The following is a 14682-nucleotide window of genomic DNA, read 5'->3' as shown; positions in this document are numbered from 1 at the left end:
AGCACAAGAAGGAGAGCCTGAGGGCCTTGGCCGCCTGAGCACCGTCATGTGTCCGCCGCTCCGCTAAACACGGGGGCTGCGCGGCGGACACGCCGACGTCACCGCAATGCCACGCCATTTTGCAGAACTTGACGCACACAACTGGATTCGAGACGGGATTTCTGCTGTGACGGAAGGACTCGGTAGCGACGTCAAGCGGTCGTTCGATGTAAGCGGTCCCATTGTCGGCTTGGGGTCATGAGCGTGACTTCGGCCGCTGGCCAGCGAACTTTCCGCCAAAGGGTCATCTTCCGCCGTGACACACCGATACCAGTGTCGGATTTTTCCACTGGCCCACGACTGCAAGGTCAAGGCGCTATAGCGTCCTTTGCGCGCCCAAAGGACGCGCGGCTCTGTAGACCAGCGGCTTTGTCCCCCGAACTGTCCGCTTTGAACGCTTGAAGGGGCACTGTGGCTGTGCGATAGGCACTCCACAAAGTAGAGAACCTTGCGGAGAGCGCTGAGATGGCGGGTGGACGGGGCCTTATGGCCGGCAAGCGCGGCCTTATCCTTGGCATCGCCAACAATCGCTCGATCGCTTACGGCATCGCCAAGGCCTGTGTCGACCATGGCGCCGAGATCGCGCTGACCTATCAGGGCGAGGCGTTCAAGAAACGCGTCGAGCCGCTCGCGGCGGAACTGGGCGCGCATGTCGCCGGCCATTGTGATGTGACCGACCCGGCCAGCCTCGATGCGGTGTTCGAAAATGTCAGCAAGCACTGGGGTGGCAAGCTCGATTTCCTCGTCCACGCAATCGCCTTTTCCGACAAGGACGAACTGACCGGCCGCTATGTCGAGACGACGCGCGACAATTTCCTGCGCACAATGGATATTTCGGTCTATTCCTTCACGACCATCGCCAAACGTGCCGAGGCGCTGATGACCGACGGCGGCTCGCTGCTGACGCTGACCTATTACGGCGCGGAAAAGGTGATGCCGCACTACAACGTCATGGGTGTCGCCAAGGCGGCACTCGAAGCCAGCGTGCGCTATCTGGCCGTCGATCTCGGCGCCAAGAAGATCCGTGTCAACGCGATCTCCGCCGGCCCGATCAAGACGCTTGCCGCATCTGGCATCGGCGATTTCCGCTATATCCTGAAATGGAACGAATACAATTCGCCGTTGAAGCAGACGGTCACGCAGGAGGAGGTTGGCGATTCCGGCGTCTATTTCCTATCCGACCTTTCGCGCGGCGTCACCGGCGAGATCCATCATGTCGATTCCGGCTATCATGTCGTCGGCATGAAGGCGGTCGACGCGCCGGATATTTCGACGGTCAAGGACTGACGCCACCGCCTGACCTCTTCCGGAAGACCTGATGTACCCGCTCGTCTATATCGTGCGCCACGGCCAGACGGCGTGGAACGCCGAGGCCCGGCTGCAGGGGCAGGCCGATACCGACCTCAACGAGCTTGGCCGCGAGCAGGCTAGCCGCAACGGGCGCAGACTGGCCGAACTCATCGACAAGCCCGAAGATTTCGACTTTGTCGCCAGCCCGATGCGGCGCACGCGCGAGACGATGGAGCGCCTGCGCGCGGCGATGAAGCTCGATCCGCACGCCTATCGTACCGAGCCGCTGCTCGTGGAATTGAGCTTTGGCGACTGGCAGGGTTTCACCTTTGCCGAACTCGAGGCGAACAATCCCGGTTCGACCAGGCGCCGCCGCCTCGATAAATGGAATTTCCAGCCGCCCGGCGAGGGCGCCGAAAGCTACCAGATGCTGCTCGAACGGGTGAAGCCGTGGTTCGACGCGCTCGATCGCCAGACGGTCTGCGTAACCCATGGTGGCATCATGCGCGTAATGTTCCGCTTGGTACTGGGGATGTCCGAACAAGATGCGGTCAGCATGGAAGTGCCGCAGGACCGCGTGCTCAGGCTGGACGGCCGGCGCCTGGAGTGGCTTTGAGACCGATGACGTAGCCTATGTTGAGATCAGGTCGGGCCGGCCTCAGCTGAATATCGACGCGCCCTATTCCGTCGATCCGGTGTCCGGCAGTTCCATGTCGGTGACGACGTTCTCGCCATTCGTCACGTCGTAGGCGAGGACGATGTCCATGCCTGGCTTCAGCGCATCGAGGTCGGTTTCGGCGTTCAGCTTGTAGGATTTGCCGTCGTCCAGCGTCAGCGTCAGCGCATCCTTGTCGACCTTCTTGATCAGGCCTTCGGTCTGGCCGGCGAAGGCGGCGGTGGAAATCAACAGCGTGGCGGCAACAGCGCCAATCAGGATACGCATCATCGTCCTCTTTAATCATTGCCGGTACAGCGGCTCGGTCCAACGGAACGGAACTGAGCAGAAACCAATCGAATGTGTCAAAACTAAATCCGCGGGATCACAGTTTGACCACTGTGGAAAACGCCAATAGAAGGCAGGCGACAGCGCCGCGCGTCCTCCTGGACGCGCAAGGACGCTGTAGCACTTTTGATTTTGTGCATGATCCTTTCCGAAAATCGCTCCGATTTTCGGGGTCATGCGCTGAGCCGGCTCCGACGCTGGCAGGGCTGGTTCCATGTCGCACAACACGTTCGGCCATCTTTTCCGCGTCACCACCTGGGGCGAAAGCCACGGGCCGGCGCTGGGCTGCGTCGTCGACGGCTGTCCGCCCGGCATCCGCTTCAGCCGCGACGAGATCCAGGCCGAACTCGACAAGCGCCGCCCCGGCCAGTCACGTTTTGTGACGCAGCGTCGCGAACCTGACGAGGTCAAGGTCCTGTCCGGCTTCATTCTCGATGAGGACGGCGAGACGATGATCACCACCGGCACGCCGGTGTCGATGCTGATCGAGAATGTCGACCAGCGCTCCAAGGATTATGGCGACATAGCCCGTCAGTTCCGGCCGGGCCATGCCGATTACACTTACGAGGTCAAATACGGCCTGCGCGATTACCGCGGCGGCGGCCGCTCCTCGGCGCGTGAGACGGCGGCGCGGGTGGCGGCCGGAGCGCTTGCCCGCAAGGTCGTGCCCGGCATGGTGGTGCGCGGCGCGCTGGTGTCGATGGGCGATAAATCGATCGATCGCGCCAATTGGAACTGGAATTTCGTCGGCGACGCTGAAAACCCGTTCTTCACGCCTGATCCGGCGTCCGTCGCCGTCTTCACCAAATATCTGGACGGCATCCGCAAGGCGGGCTCCTCGGTCGGTGCGGTCATCGAGATCGTCGCCGACGGCGTTCCGGCGGGGCTTGGCGCGCCGATCTATGCCAAGCTCGACCAGGACATCGCCGCCGGCCTGATGTCGATCAACGCCGTCAAGGGCGTCGAGATCGGCAACGGTTTCGAGGCCGCCCGCATCACCGGCGAGGAGAATGCCGATGAGATGCGCATGGGCAATGACGGCAAGCCGGTCTTCCTATCCAACAATGCCGGCGGTATCCTCGGCGGCATCTCGACCGGCCAGGCGATCGTCGCGCGTTTCGCCGTCAAGCCGACCTCGTCGATCCTGACGCCGCGAAAGTCGATCGACAAGGACGGTAACGACGTCGAGATCATGACCAAGGGCCGGCACGATCCATGCGTCGGCATCCGCGCCGTACCGATCGGCGAGGCGATGGTTGCCTGCGCCATTGCCGATCATTATCTGCGTCATCGGGGACAAACGGGAGGGGAGTAGGGGAGTAGGTTACGCAACTCCCACAACAGCATTTTTTCCTTTCCCCTACTCCCGTACTGCCCTACTCCCCTATTCCCTGCGAGCGAAGCGAGCACTTATGCCTTACGACCAGAAGAAGATCGTTGAAGCCCTGCGCGCCTTCGAGCGCGGCGAGATCGTCGTCGTTATGGACGATGACGGCCGCGAGAACGAGGGCGATCTGATCGTCGCCGCCGTCCATTGCACGCCGGAAAAGATGGCGTTCATCGTCCGCAACACGTCAGGCATCGTCTGCACGCCGATGCCGCGCGAGGAAGCAAAGCGGCTCAACCTGTCGCCGATGGTGGCCGACAATGATTCGGCCCACACCACCGCCTTTACCGTCAGCGTCGACTTCAAGCACGGCACCACGACCGGCATTTCGGCCGACGACCGCACGCTGACGGTGCGCAATCTGGCCAACGGCAATGTCGGCGCCTCCGATTTCGTCCGCCCCGGCCACATCTTTCCGCTGATCGCGCGTGAAGGCGGCGTGCTGATGCGTTCGGGCCATACCGAAGCCGCTGTCGACCTCTGCAAGCTCGCCGGCCTGCCGCCGGTCGGCGTCATTTCCGAGCTGGTCAATGATGACGGCACCGTCATGCGTGGCCCGCAGGTGCAGGCGTTCGCCGAAAAGCACGGGTTGAAGCAGATCTCGGTTGCCGACCTTATCGGCTACCGGCAACGCAAGGAAACGCTGGTCGAGCGCGTCGCCTGTTCCGACATCGAGACGCCGGGCGGCAAGGCGCAGGTCTTCACCTACACGCTGCCCTGGGACTCCATGCATCACGTGGCGGTCGTCTTCGGCGATATCCGTGACGGCGTCGAGGTGCCGGTGCGCCTTCATTCCGAGGACGTGGTCAGCGACGTCTTCGGCACCAGCCACCGGCTGGACGCCATCATGAAGGCGATGGGCGAGCGCCAGCGCGGCGTCATCGTCTATCTGCGCGAAGGCTCGGTCGGCGTCGCCCATCAGGAGCGCAAGCGCCCGGCTGCCGGCGATCGCGAGGATCACGAAGAGGCTCGTCGCCGCGAAAACGAATGGCGCGAGATCGGCCTCGGCGCGCAAATCCTCAAGGATCTCGGCATTTCCTCGATTAATCTGATCGCCTCGCGCGAGCGCCATTATGTCGGCCTCGAAGGTTTTGGCATCCACATCGCCAAGACCGAGATTCTTTAGGCCATTCTCACGGTGCTGGTATGCGTCCGGCCCGGCTCGGGCCGGACGCACCGGAAACTATTCCGCAGCGACCGCGGCTGCGTCGCATGCAGCCATGTCGCAGCCCGGCGCGGCAAGGCTGCGCTGGCCGGCGAGCACGATGACCAGCGCGATTGTGCCCGATGCCACCGATACCCAGAACCCGTTCTGCGCGCCGAAAGCGTCCACCACCCAGCCGGCGGCGAACGAGCCGAGCGCCATGCCGATGCCGATGCCGGTCATCACCCAGGTCACGCCCTCGGTCAGCACCGCCTCGGGCACGCGCCGCTCGATCAGGCCGAATGCCGTGATGAAGGTCGGCGAGATTGCCACGCCGCTGACAAAGACGGCCAGTGCCAGCAGCGGCACGGTGTCGGCGACGAGCAGCGGCAGCGTGGTAAGCGCAATGATGGCGATTGCGATGGCAAGCTGAATCTGCAGCGGCACTTTCAGGTTCAGGGCGCCGATGATGATGCTGACGACGAACGATCCGAGCGCGTAGACGCCGATGACGAAGCTGGCGGCGCCCGGCTGGGCAAGCTCCTTGGTGATCGCCACGGTGCTCACCTCCGTGGTGGCAAAGGTCGCGCCGATGAAGATCAGGGCCAAGGTGATGATCTGGACCGGCCGCAGGCGGATTGCCGAGCCGCCTGAACCATGTTCCACCGGTCGGGCTCGCGGTTCGGTCGAGCGCTGCAGGATGAAGGCCGTCGAACCGAAGGCGAGGAACAATGTGCTCGCGAGCACTCCCGCTTCCGGGAAAAGCGCGACACTCAGTCCGACCGACAGCGATGCGCCGGCGATGTAGACCAGTTCGTCCGCCGCCGACTCGAAGGCGAACGCCGTGTTCAACTCGGGGCGGTTGCGAAAAATCTCGGTCCAGCGTGCGCGCACCATTGCCGGTATGCTGGGCACGACGGCGGCGAGCAGCGCCGAGACGAATAGCGTCCATATCGGCCAATGCTGATTGGCCGCTGCAGTCAGGATCGCGAAAGCGAGCGTGGAAATGATGGTGGTCGGCACCACAATCCGCGTCTGGCCGAGGCGGTCCACCAGTCGCGATACCTGCGGGGCGACGAAAGCGTTGGCCAGCGCATATGTCGCGGAGACGGCACCGGCCAGCCAGTATTCGCCATCGGTCTGCGACAGCATCGCGACGATCCCGATCGGAGCCATGGCCATCGGCAGCCGGGCAACGAAGCCGGCGGCGGCAAAGCCCTTGGCGCCCGGCGCGCGAAAGATCTGGGAGTAGGGATTTTGCATGGTCTGGTTCCTCGACAACGGCCGGTTCGGCGATTACATACGTGGCGTATGAGTCTAAATAGATCATACGCGGCGTATGTCAATTGGCATACGAGACGTATGTTAATAGGGCCAGAGCATGCATAGACCACGCAAGGAGATGATTGCCGAAACCCGCGCCAAGCTGATCGGGGCGGCGCGCCAGGCCTTCGGCACGCTCGGCTATGCCGAAGCCTCGATGGACGATTTCACGGCATCGGCCGGGCTGACGCGCGGTGCGCTCTATCATCACTTCGGCGACAAGAAGGGCCTGCTCCAGGCGGTTATCGCCGAGATCGACGCCGAAATGTCGGCCCGGCTGAAGGTCGTTTCGGCCAAGCCGGACAATCTCTGGCAGGGCTTTGTCGACGAATGCACCGCCTATATCGAGATGGCGCTGGAGCCGGAGATCCAGCGTATCGTGCTTCGTGACGGGCCGGCGGTGCTCGGCGATCCATCGCAATGGCCAAGCCAGAGCACATGCATCCGCTCGATGACAGAGAGCCTGCAAAGACTGAGCGACGAGGGGACAATTCTCGCCGTCGATCCCGAAGCCGCGGCAAGGCTGGTCAGCGGCGCCTCGTTGCATGCGGCGCAGTGGATCGCAACTTCGAACGATCCCGAAGCGACGTCGAAGAAGGCAGTGAAGGCGTTCAAGGTTCTTCTGGAAGGGCTGCTCAATCGCACCGGCAGGCTGCCTCAGCCTGATCGATCGTCAGCGAAGCAGCCCCAGATTGACCGATCACCGGCCTGAGGTCATTCTTTTCGCAGATCCCAGGCGGCTCGCGGTGGGCTCAGCCGACGCCGGTTGCCTAAACCCTGTTGAACATCGCCTCACCAGCGCGCGAAAACATGGCCAAAGCGGCGAGGCGCGCCTATATCGGGGCATGGTCACGAGACTTTACACCCACCCGATTTTCCTCGAGCACATAACACCGCCCGGTCATCCGGAGCGGCCGGACCGTTTGCGCGCCATAGAGCGTGTGCTTGACGACGAGGCCTTCGCGGCGCTCGATCGCGTCCAGGCGCCCGAAGGCGACGAGGCAACCATCCTCTACGCGCATCCGCCCGAATTCGTCGAACGTGTCCGCGCAGCGATACCGGACACCGGCATCGCCCGTATCGACGCCGATACCACCGCCAGCCCAAAGAGCTGGCAGGCGGCCGTGACCGCGATCGGCGCAGCCAACGCCGCGGTCGACGACGTCTTCACCGACCGTGCCGAAAACGTCTTCGTCGCCGCACGGCCGCCCGGCCATCATGCCGAAAAGACCACCTCCATGGGTTTTTGCCTGTTCAACACCGCCGCGATCGCGGCACGCTACGCGCAGAAGAACCATGGCGCCGACCGCGTCGCCGTCGTCGACTGGGATGTGCATCACGGCAACGGCACGCAGGACATTTTCTGGGACGATCCATCGGTGCTCTATTGCTCGACACACCAGATGCCGCTTTACCCGGGAACCGGGGCCGTGAGCGAAACCGGCGCCGGCAACATCGTCAACGCGCCGCTGGCGCCGCAGAGCGGCAGCGATAGTTTCCGCGACGCCTTTCTGTCGCGCATCCTGCCGGCGCTCGACAATTTTGCGCCCGACCTCATCATCATCTCCGCCGGTTTCGATGCCCACCACCGCGATCCGCTGGCCGAGATCAACCTGACTGAGGATGATTTCGACTGGGCGACCGGCCAGTTGCTCGAACGAGCCGGGCGCCATAGCCGCAACCGGCTCGTCAGCGTGCTCGAGGGCGGCTACGATCTGCAGGGATTGGCATTTTCAGTCGCCGCCCATGTCGGGCGGCTGATGAAGGGATAGACGATGGCTGGTGAGACCAACGAAGATGTCAAGGCGATGAGCTTCGAGCAGGCGCTCGAGGCGCTGGAGAGGATCGTCGACGATCTGGAGCGCGGCGACGTTCCGCTCGACCAGTCGATCCGCATCTACGAGCGCGGCGAGGCGCTGAAGGCGCATTGCGACCGGCTGCTGAAGGCGGCCGAGGACAAGGTCGAGAAAATCAGGCTGTCGCGTGACGGCAAGCCGGCGGGGACAGAGCCGTTGGACGCGGATTGAGGCGCGGCCTCGAACGACAATTTTGCTTACCGGCTTTGGACATCATCACGATTGAGGATAAAACTCATCCCGTTTGAAACGGCTCCAGGACGAGAGGAGATTGCGAACGATGTGCAGAAACATCAAAACCCTGTTCAATTTCGATCCGCCGGCAACCAATGACGAGGTCCGCGATGCCGCGCTTCAGTTTGTCCGCAAGCTGAGCGGAACGACGCGGCCGTCGAAACAGAACCAGCATGCGTTCGACCATGCCGTCGAGGCCATTGCCGCCTCGGCGCGCGAATTGCTCGACAGCCTCGAGACGACGCAGCACCCGCGCAATCGCGAAGAGGTGGCGGCCAAGGCGAAGGCCAAATCTGCACTTCGCTTCGCCTGAGGGGACCGCGTGAGCTTCTTTCCCGGAAACGATCCGCAGATGGGCGATGCCTTCGCCAGCGATCAGATCGAGCTGATGGTCATTCCGAACGCCAAAGATATTGGCGGATTTCAGGTTCGCCGCGCCTTGCCGACGGCCAGGCGCCGGCTGGTCGGACCCTTCATCTTCTTCGACCGCATGGGTCCAGCCGTTCTGCGAGCGGGCCAGGCGCTGGACGTGCGTCCGCACCCACATATCGGCCTGTCTACGGTGACTTACCTGTTCGATGGCAAGATCAGGCACCGCGATTCGCTCGGCACCGAGATGGTAATCCAGCCCGGGGACGTGAATTTGATGACCGCCGGCCGTGGCATCGTCCATTCGGAGCGGACGCCGGAAGAACTCCGCGGCGCGCCGATGTCGGTTTCCGGCCTGCAGACATGGCTGGCGCTGCCGGACGGCAAGGAAGAAGTCGCGCCGGTCTTCGAGAACACCCCGGCCCTGCGCCTGCCCGAAATCGATGCGGAGGGGGTTAGCGGCCGTGTGATCATCGGTGCGTTTTCCGGACTGCGCTCCCCGGTCGCCACCGCTTCGGACACGCTTTATGCCGATCTCAGGCTGGCGCCGGGTGCCAGCGTGAAAATCCCGGCCGATGCCGAGGAGCGCGCCATCTATACGCTGGAAGGCCAGGTTTCGATATCCGGTGACCGCTTCCCGGCCGAGCGGCTGCTGGTTTTCCGGCCCGGCGATGAGATCGTTGTCTCATCGGAACGCGGCGCCCATTTCATGCTTTTTGGCGGCGCTTCGCTCGGTTCGAAACGTTATATCTGGTGGAATTTCGTATCGTCCTCAAAGGAACGCATCGAGCAGGCGAAAGAAGAATGGAAGACGGGCCGCTTCGATATCGTTCCTGGAGACGAGCAAGAGTTCATCCCGCTGCCCGAAAGCTGATGCGCGTTACCGCCACATTTACATTCGCCGGCCAGCGGCATATTTCACGATGAACAGAAAATCTGACCAGGCTCGCAAACAGTGAACGCAAAGCCCGATACGCCGCTTCTCGACAAGGTCCGCGTCCCAGCCGATTTGCGCACGCTTGCCGAAGGCGACCTGCCGCAGCTGGCGTCAGAGCTTCGCGCCGAACTGATCGACGTCGTTTCCCACACCGGCGGCCATCTCGGCGCCGGCCTTGGCGTGGTCGAGTTGACCGTCGCGCTGCACTACGTCTTCAACACGCCGGACGACCGGCTGATCTGGGACGTCGGCCACCAGGCCTATCCGCACAAGATCCTGACCGGCCGCCGCGATCGCATCCGCACGCTGCGCCAGGAGGGCGGCCTGTCCGGCTTCACGCGTCGCGTCGAGAGCGAATACGATCCGTTCGGCGCAGCCCACTCCTCGACCTCGATTTCAGCCGGCCTCGGCATGGCGATGGCGCGCGATCTGTCCGATGGCCGCAACAATGTCATTGCCGTCATCGGCGACGGCGCCATGTCGGCCGGCATGGCCTATGAGGCGATGAACAATGCCGGCGCACTCGATGCCCGGCTGATCGTCATCTTGAACGACAACGATATGTCGATCGCTCCGCCGACCGGCGCAATGAGCGCCTATCTGGCCCGTCTGGCGTCGGGCAAGACCTATCTGGGCTTGCGCGATTTCGGCAAGAAGCTGACGTCGTATCTCGGCGAGCGCGCCGATCGCGCCATCAAGCGAGCGGTCGAGCATGCGCGCGGTTACGTCACCGGCGGCACGTTGTTCGAGGAAATGGGGTTCTACCACATCGGCCCGATCGACGGTCACAACCTCGAGCACCTGATCCCGGTGCTGAAGAACGTCCGCGACAATGCCGACGGCCCGGTGCTGATCCATGTCGTGACCCAGAAGGGCAAGGGCTACGCCCCGGCCGAGGCGGCGGCCGACAAATATCATGGCGTCAACAAATTCGACGTCATCACTGGCGCCCAGGCCAAGGCGCCCGCCAATGCGCCGAGCTACACCAAGGTGTTTGCCGAAAGCCTGATCCAGGAGGCCCGAGAGGACGACCGCATCGTCGCTATCACCGCCGCCATGCCGAACGGCACCGGGCTTGATCTGTTCGGCGAAGCGTTTCCGGCGAGGACCTTCGATGTCGGCATCGCCGAGCAACATGCGGTGACCTTCGCCGCCGGCCTTGCCACGGAAGGCTTCAAGCCTTTCGCGGCGATCTACTCGACCTTCCTGCAGCGCGCCTACGATCAGGTCGTCCACGACGTGGCGATCCAGAATTTGCCGGTGCGCTTTCCGATCGACCGCGCCGGCTTCGTCGGCGCCGATGGTGCCACCCATTGCGGCGCCTTCGACACGACCTTCCTGGCGACGCTGCCCGGTTTCGTCGTCATGGCCGCGGCCGATGAGGCCGAGCTGCGCCACATGGTACGCACCGCCGCAAGCTACGATGACGGCCCGATCGCGTTCCGCTACCCGCGCGGCAACGGCGTTGGCGTCGAGATGCCGCAACGTGGCTCGGTATTGGAGATCGGCAAGGGCCGGATCGTCAGGGAAGGCACTAAGGTTGCGCTGCTTTCCTTCGGCACCAGGCTGCAGGATTGCCTGGCCGCAGCCGAGGAGCTTGGCGCGGCCGGGCTTTCGACCACGGTCGCCGATGCCCGTTTTGCCAAGCCGCTCGACGAGGACCTGATCCGGCGGCTGGCCCGTTCACACGAGATACTGGTGACGGTGGAAGAGGGCGCGGTCGGCGGCTTCGCCAGCCATGTGCTGCAGTTCCTGGCCCATGAAGGGCTGCTGGAGAGCGGCTTGAAGGTGCGCCCGCTGGTGCTGCCCGACACATTTGTCGACCATGCCAAGCCGGAAAAGATGTATGCCGATGCCGGGCTGGACAGCGCCGGCATCGTGCGCACCGTGTTCGTGGCGCTGGGGCATACCGCGCAGGCCCAGCGCGCCTAGCTTTTAGACGCATTCCCGCGACGCCGACGCGATTCAACTTGGCTGCAAGATGCCAGTCTGAATCAAATTCTCAACTGCTTGAATAAAATTGCCGGCGGACGGTCGTAAGATGCTGTTTACGCTGCCGTTTGGTGATCTGCTTACCGTGTCCTTTGGCCGTTTTTCAACGCCGCCCTGCTAGAAGGCAACCAGGCAGCGGAAAGCAGACCAATGAGATCGCTTTTGGGCGGCATCGCGCTTGCGGCCATCTTCGTCTTGTCGGCTACAGCCGAAACGCGCTACGACCGCAAACTCGAAAAGGCGGTGATGGGCATCGTCGCCGGCAAGATCGGCGAAATCCGTGGCGGCTTTTCCTACAAGCAGGCGCCGCAATTCGTCGTCGTGCCAGATACCTTGCCGAAGGCGTCCAGTTCCGCTGACCGGCCGCACACGCAGGTGTCCGGCGACAGCAGCGACGGTCTGACGCCGGCCGTCGAACGGCGGGCTTCGCGGACCATATTCTAAAGCACGATCCCGAAGAGACTCTAGAACTAGAACCACATGTCGCGCACACAGCGACCATCTCTCGGCAAATCCTCGAATGTATCGAGACCATCGAAATGGTCGATCGGGAGATCGGCGACGGCCTCGGGCGGCGCAAGCCTCACATTGACGGCGACGCGGTAGCGCCCAGCCGCATCGGGATGCAAACCGCGCCAGGCCAGGACGCAAGCGCAGGTTGGGCAGAAGAGAATCTCAAGCGAAGGATGAGCCTTTCCGACGCGCCGATAGGCGCTTACGGGCCCGGCAAGGCGGATGCGTTCGTCGACATAGTCGTAAGCCCAGAGCGTGCCGTAGCGACGGCAAAGTGTGCAACTGCAGGCAGTGATCGAACCGGGATCGCCCTCCAGGGTCCAGTGGGCTGCCCCGCAGTGGCAGGTTCCCGTCAGCATGTTCCTCCTCCACGTTTCGACGGCTAAACGGCATCTCTTTCTTAGCATTGCTTCGGGTCTCGTGCGAGGTTCGACAAACAGCGCAGTGGCTTGATGCGTTCACCGCCTTTCCAACTATGCCTTGTCTGATCGCCAATCTCCTTGCCATCATCGTTGGCTTTCGCCATGAAGGCCGATGACTTCCCTTCCGCCAGCCAGCATACGCCAGCGGCTCGACGAATTGCTCGTCCAGCGCGGCCTGTTTGCCAGCCGCTCGCGTGCCCGCGACGCGGTCGAGCGCGGCACCGTGACGGTCGATGGCATCGTCGCCCTCAAGCCGGGCCAGGCCGTTCTGCCTGAGTGCAACATCGTCGTTGACGATCCGGCGCAAGGTTACGTGTCGCGCGCTGCACTGAAGCTGAAGGCTGGTCTCGACCATTTCGCCCTCGACCCCACCGGCAGCGAAGCGCTCGATGTCGGCGCCTCGACCGGCGGCTTCACGCAGGTGCTGCTCGAACGCGGCGCGGCGCATGTCACGGCGATCGATGTGGGGCACGGCCAGATGCACTCCAACATCGCCGGCGATCCGCGCGTGACGGTAATTGAAGGCCTGAATGCGCGCGAACTGTCGGCCGCCGATCTCGGCGGCCGTGTGCCGGATTTCATCGTCTCGGATGTCAGCTTCATATCGCTGAAACTGGCGCTGCCGCCGGCGCTTGCCTTGGCCAGGAATGGCGCAAAAGCTGTGTTTCTGGTCAAGCCGCAATTCGAGGCCGGCCGCGAGGCGATCGGCAAGGGCGGCCTGCTGAAGGACCCCTATGATGCGGCGCGCATTGCCGGCCTGATGCAGGACTGGCTCGATGCCATTCCCGGCTGGCGCTCGCTGGGGCTTTATCTGTCACCGATAGAGGGCGGCGACGGCAACCGCGAGTTCCTGCTCGGCGGCATCAAGGACGTCGAGACCCAGAAGCGATGAGCACCCGTTTCACGATCGCAAGGTTGGGCTCGCAGGGCGACGGCATCGCCGAGACGGAAACCGGCGAGGTTTTCATTCCGTTCGCGCTGCCGGGAGAGGTCGTCACCGCCGCGCGGGAGAAAGATCGCGCCACCTTGATGTCGGTCCTTCAGGCTTCGCCGTTGCGGGTCGATCCGCCGTGCCGGCATTTCGGCGCGTGCGGCGGCTGCGCCGTCCAGCATCTCGAGACTGAAGCCTATCACCGGTGGAAGCGCGAAAAGGTCGTGCATGCGCTGAAGAGCAAGGGCATCGCTTGCGATCTCGGGGCGCTGGTGCCGTGCGCGCCGCACACGCGCCGCCGTGTCGTCTTCACCGCCCGGCGGAGCGAGGTGGGAATGCAGTTCGGCTTCGTTCGCGCGCTGTCATCCGAGATCATCTCGATCGAGGAATGCCCGATCTCGCTGCCGCAGATCGTCGCTGCGCTCGACCGTTTGAGGATGCTTGCCGGACTGATCTGCACCACGACCAAATCGTTCCACATGGCGGTGACGGTGACCGGTTCCGGCCTCGATGTCGCGGTTCACGATTCCGGCAAGCTCGGCGAGAACCAGCGCCGCGTCGCCTCCAACTTCGTCATCGCCGAGGGGCTAGCCAGACTGTCGGTCGACGGCGAGGTCATTATCGAACCAAACAAACCGGTCGTCCTGTTTGGCGGCGTCGCCGTCGCAGTGCCTCCGGGCGCTTTCCTGCAGGCGACCGAGGCTGCCGAACAGGCGATGGCCAACATTGTCGGCCAGCATTTCGCGCGCGCCAAAAAGGTCGCCGATCTCTTCGCCGGCTGCGGCAGCTTCGCGCTGCGCCTGGCCGCAAGATCGGAGGTTCATGCGGTGGAAGGCGATGCGGCAGCACTCGCGGCGCTCGACCGGGCATTCCGTTTCGCCAGCGGCCTGAAGCGGGTGACCGGCGAACGTCGCGACCTGTTCCGGAGGCCGCTGACATTCAAGGAGTTGAATGCCTTTGACGGCGTTGTCTTCGACCCGCCTCGCGCCGGCGCCGAGGACCAGTCGAAGCAGATCGCGCGCTCCGACGTGCCGCTCGTCGCCGCGGTGTCTTGCAATCCGGTAACGCTGGCGCGGGACCTACGCATCCTCATGGACGGCGGCTACGCCCTGAAGAGCGTGACGCCGATCGACCAGTTCCTGTGGTCGCCGCATGTCGAGGCCGTGGCGCTGTTGGAGAAGCCGAGACGAAGGCGCTAGCAGCCAGGGCCTGAAACGCGCACCAAAAAAGCACATTTTTAGC

General features: G+C 63.4%; 16 protein-coding genes. 13 read left to right on the top strand and 3 right to left on the bottom strand.

All coding sequences use genetic code 11. The features are described from left to right. Nucleotides 1-504: 504 nt before the first annotated feature. Nucleotides 505-1326 (top strand): enoyl-ACP reductase FabI, encoded by an 822-nt coding sequence (gene fabI / locus NKI25_RS30175; RefSeq protein ID WP_352449903.1) that lies wholly within the window; start codon nucleotides 505-507, stop codon nucleotides 1324-1326. Between the two features lie 31 nt (nucleotides 1327-1357). Next, nucleotides 1358-1945 carry a histidine phosphatase family protein gene (locus NKI25_RS30170; RefSeq protein ID WP_352456876.1) on the top strand — a complete coding sequence of 196 codons (588 nt, stop codon included), beginning with the start codon at nucleotides 1358-1360 and terminating at the stop codon, nucleotides 1943-1945. 63 nt (nucleotides 1946-2008) lie between these two features. Here the strand turns inward: NKI25_RS30170 and NKI25_RS30165 are convergent, their stop codons facing one another. Further along, nucleotides 2009-2272 (bottom strand): DUF1344 domain-containing protein, encoded by a 264-nt coding sequence (locus NKI25_RS30165; protein ID WP_023716902.1) that lies wholly within the window; start codon nucleotides 2270-2272, stop codon nucleotides 2009-2011. Nucleotides 2273-2546: 274 nt separating this feature from the next. Here NKI25_RS30165 and aroC point away from each other — a divergent pair, with 274 nt between their 5' ends. Next, a complete protein-coding gene (gene aroC, locus NKI25_RS30160) occupies nucleotides 2547-3647 on the top strand; it encodes a chorismate synthase (RefSeq protein ID WP_352788311.1) in 1101 nt (366 codons plus the stop codon). 97 nt (nucleotides 3648-3744) lie between these two features. Beyond that, entirely contained in the window at nucleotides 3745-4845 is a 1101-nt protein-coding gene (gene ribB, locus NKI25_RS30155) for a 3,4-dihydroxy-2-butanone-4-phosphate synthase (RefSeq protein WP_352449900.1), read from the top strand. A 57-nt stretch (nucleotides 4846-4902) separates the two neighbouring features. Here the strand turns inward: ribB and NKI25_RS30150 are convergent, their stop codons facing one another. Further along, nucleotides 4903-6126, bottom strand: a complete 1224-nt coding sequence (locus NKI25_RS30150; RefSeq protein ID WP_353000185.1) for an MFS transporter — start codon at nucleotides 6124-6126, stop codon at nucleotides 4903-4905. Between the two features lie 118 nt (nucleotides 6127-6244). On the opposite strand from NKI25_RS30150, the gene NKI25_RS30145 reads away from it, so the two are divergent. From NKI25_RS30145 to NKI25_RS30115, 7 genes are all read left to right on the top strand, one after another. After that, the gene (locus tag NKI25_RS30145) at nucleotides 6245-6898 is read left to right on the top strand and encodes a TetR/AcrR family transcriptional regulator (protein WP_352593335.1); all 654 of its coding nucleotides are present in this window, start codon (nucleotides 6245-6247) and stop codon (nucleotides 6896-6898) included. A gap of 133 nt (nucleotides 6899-7031) precedes the next feature. After that, nucleotides 7032-7958, top strand: a complete 927-nt coding sequence (locus tag NKI25_RS30140) for a histone deacetylase family protein (RefSeq protein WP_352456880.1) — start codon at nucleotides 7032-7034, stop codon at nucleotides 7956-7958. A gap of 3 nt (nucleotides 7959-7961) precedes the next feature. Beyond that, on the top strand, nucleotides 7962-8213 hold the full coding sequence (locus NKI25_RS30135; protein ID WP_352593338.1) for an exodeoxyribonuclease VII small subunit: 252 nt from the start codon (nucleotides 7962-7964) through the stop codon (nucleotides 8211-8213). A gap of 109 nt (nucleotides 8214-8322) precedes the next feature. Beyond that, nucleotides 8323-8589 carry a DUF2277 domain-containing protein gene (locus tag NKI25_RS30130; RefSeq protein WP_023716908.1) on the top strand — a complete coding sequence of 89 codons (267 nt, stop codon included), beginning with the start codon at nucleotides 8323-8325 and terminating at the stop codon, nucleotides 8587-8589. A 9-nt stretch (nucleotides 8590-8598) separates the two neighbouring features. Continuing rightward, nucleotides 8599-9519 carry a pirin family protein gene (locus NKI25_RS30125; RefSeq protein ID WP_352593341.1) on the top strand — a complete coding sequence of 307 codons (921 nt, stop codon included), beginning with the start codon at nucleotides 8599-8601 and terminating at the stop codon, nucleotides 9517-9519. An 81-nt stretch (nucleotides 9520-9600) separates the two neighbouring features. After that, nucleotides 9601-11514 (top strand): 1-deoxy-D-xylulose-5-phosphate synthase, encoded by a 1914-nt coding sequence (dxs, locus tag NKI25_RS30120; protein ID WP_352593344.1) that lies wholly within the window; start codon nucleotides 9601-9603, stop codon nucleotides 11512-11514. A gap of 210 nt (nucleotides 11515-11724) precedes the next feature. Continuing rightward, on the top strand, nucleotides 11725-12018 hold the full coding sequence (locus NKI25_RS30115; protein ID WP_352593347.1) for a hypothetical protein: 294 nt from the start codon (nucleotides 11725-11727) through the stop codon (nucleotides 12016-12018). A gap of 26 nt (nucleotides 12019-12044) precedes the next feature. Here the strand turns inward: NKI25_RS30115 and NKI25_RS30110 are convergent, their stop codons facing one another. Further along, nucleotides 12045-12446 carry a GFA family protein gene (locus NKI25_RS30110; protein WP_352622973.1) on the bottom strand — a complete coding sequence of 134 codons (402 nt, stop codon included), beginning with the start codon at nucleotides 12444-12446 and terminating at the stop codon, nucleotides 12045-12047. 175 nt (nucleotides 12447-12621) lie between these two features. Between NKI25_RS30110 and NKI25_RS30105 the strand changes: the two genes are divergently transcribed. Together NKI25_RS30105 and NKI25_RS30100 are read left to right on the top strand one after the other, a co-directional pair. Continuing rightward, a complete protein-coding gene (locus tag NKI25_RS30105; protein WP_352622972.1) occupies nucleotides 12622-13401 on the top strand; it encodes a TlyA family RNA methyltransferase in 780 nt (259 codons plus the stop codon). After that, nucleotides 13398-14639, top strand: a complete 1242-nt coding sequence (locus NKI25_RS30100; RefSeq protein ID WP_352622971.1) for a class I SAM-dependent RNA methyltransferase — start codon at nucleotides 13398-13400, stop codon at nucleotides 14637-14639. The genes NKI25_RS30105 and NKI25_RS30100 overlap by 4 nt, the downstream gene beginning before the upstream one ends. Nucleotides 14640-14682: the final 43 nt, after the last annotated feature.

This window comes from Mesorhizobium sp. M0808 (genome assembly GCF_040320025.1).
Taxonomy (GTDB): domain Bacteria; phylum Pseudomonadota; class Alphaproteobacteria; order Rhizobiales; family Rhizobiaceae; genus Mesorhizobium.
This window is presented reverse-complemented; position numbering and strand designations above follow the sequence as displayed.

Bases quoted from the DNA above. Each gene is read 5' to 3' on its own strand.
- NKI25_RS30150 (WP_353000185.1), bottom strand. From the start codon at position 6,126: ATGCAAAATCCCTACTCCCAGATCTTTCGCGCGCCGGGCGCCAAGGGC.
- NKI25_RS30115 (WP_352593347.1), top strand. From the start codon at position 11,725: ATGAGATCGCTTTTGGGCGGCATCGCGCTTGCGGCCATCTTCGTCTTG.
- NKI25_RS30105 (WP_352622972.1), top strand. From the start codon at position 12,622: ATGACTTCCCTTCCGCCAGCCAGCATACGCCAGCGGCTCGACGAATTG.
- NKI25_RS30170 (WP_352456876.1), top strand. From the start codon at position 1,358: ATGTACCCGCTCGTCTATATCGTGCGCCACGGCCAGACGGCGTGGAAC.
- NKI25_RS30100 (WP_352622971.1), top strand. From the start codon at position 13,398: ATGAGCACCCGTTTCACGATCGCAAGGTTGGGCTCGCAGGGCGACGGC.
- NKI25_RS30110 (WP_352622973.1), bottom strand. From the start codon at position 12,446: ATGCTGACGGGAACCTGCCACTGCGGGGCAGCCCACTGGACCCTGGAG.
- aroC (WP_352788311.1), top strand. From the start codon at position 2,547: ATGTCGCACAACACGTTCGGCCATCTTTTCCGCGTCACCACCTGGGGC.
- NKI25_RS30135 (WP_352593338.1), top strand. From the start codon at position 7,962: ATGGCTGGTGAGACCAACGAAGATGTCAAGGCGATGAGCTTCGAGCAG.
- NKI25_RS30140 (WP_352456880.1), top strand. From the start codon at position 7,032: ATGGTCACGAGACTTTACACCCACCCGATTTTCCTCGAGCACATAACA.
- NKI25_RS30130 (WP_023716908.1), top strand. From the start codon at position 8,323: ATGTGCAGAAACATCAAAACCCTGTTCAATTTCGATCCGCCGGCAACC.
- NKI25_RS30145 (WP_352593335.1), top strand. From the start codon at position 6,245: ATGCATAGACCACGCAAGGAGATGATTGCCGAAACCCGCGCCAAGCTG.
- ribB (WP_352449900.1), top strand. From the start codon at position 3,745: ATGCCTTACGACCAGAAGAAGATCGTTGAAGCCCTGCGCGCCTTCGAG.
- NKI25_RS30165 (WP_023716902.1), bottom strand. From the start codon at position 2,272: ATGCGTATCCTGATTGGCGCTGTTGCCGCCACGCTGTTGATTTCCACC.
- fabI (WP_352449903.1), top strand. From the start codon at position 505: ATGGCGGGTGGACGGGGCCTTATGGCCGGCAAGCGCGGCCTTATCCTT.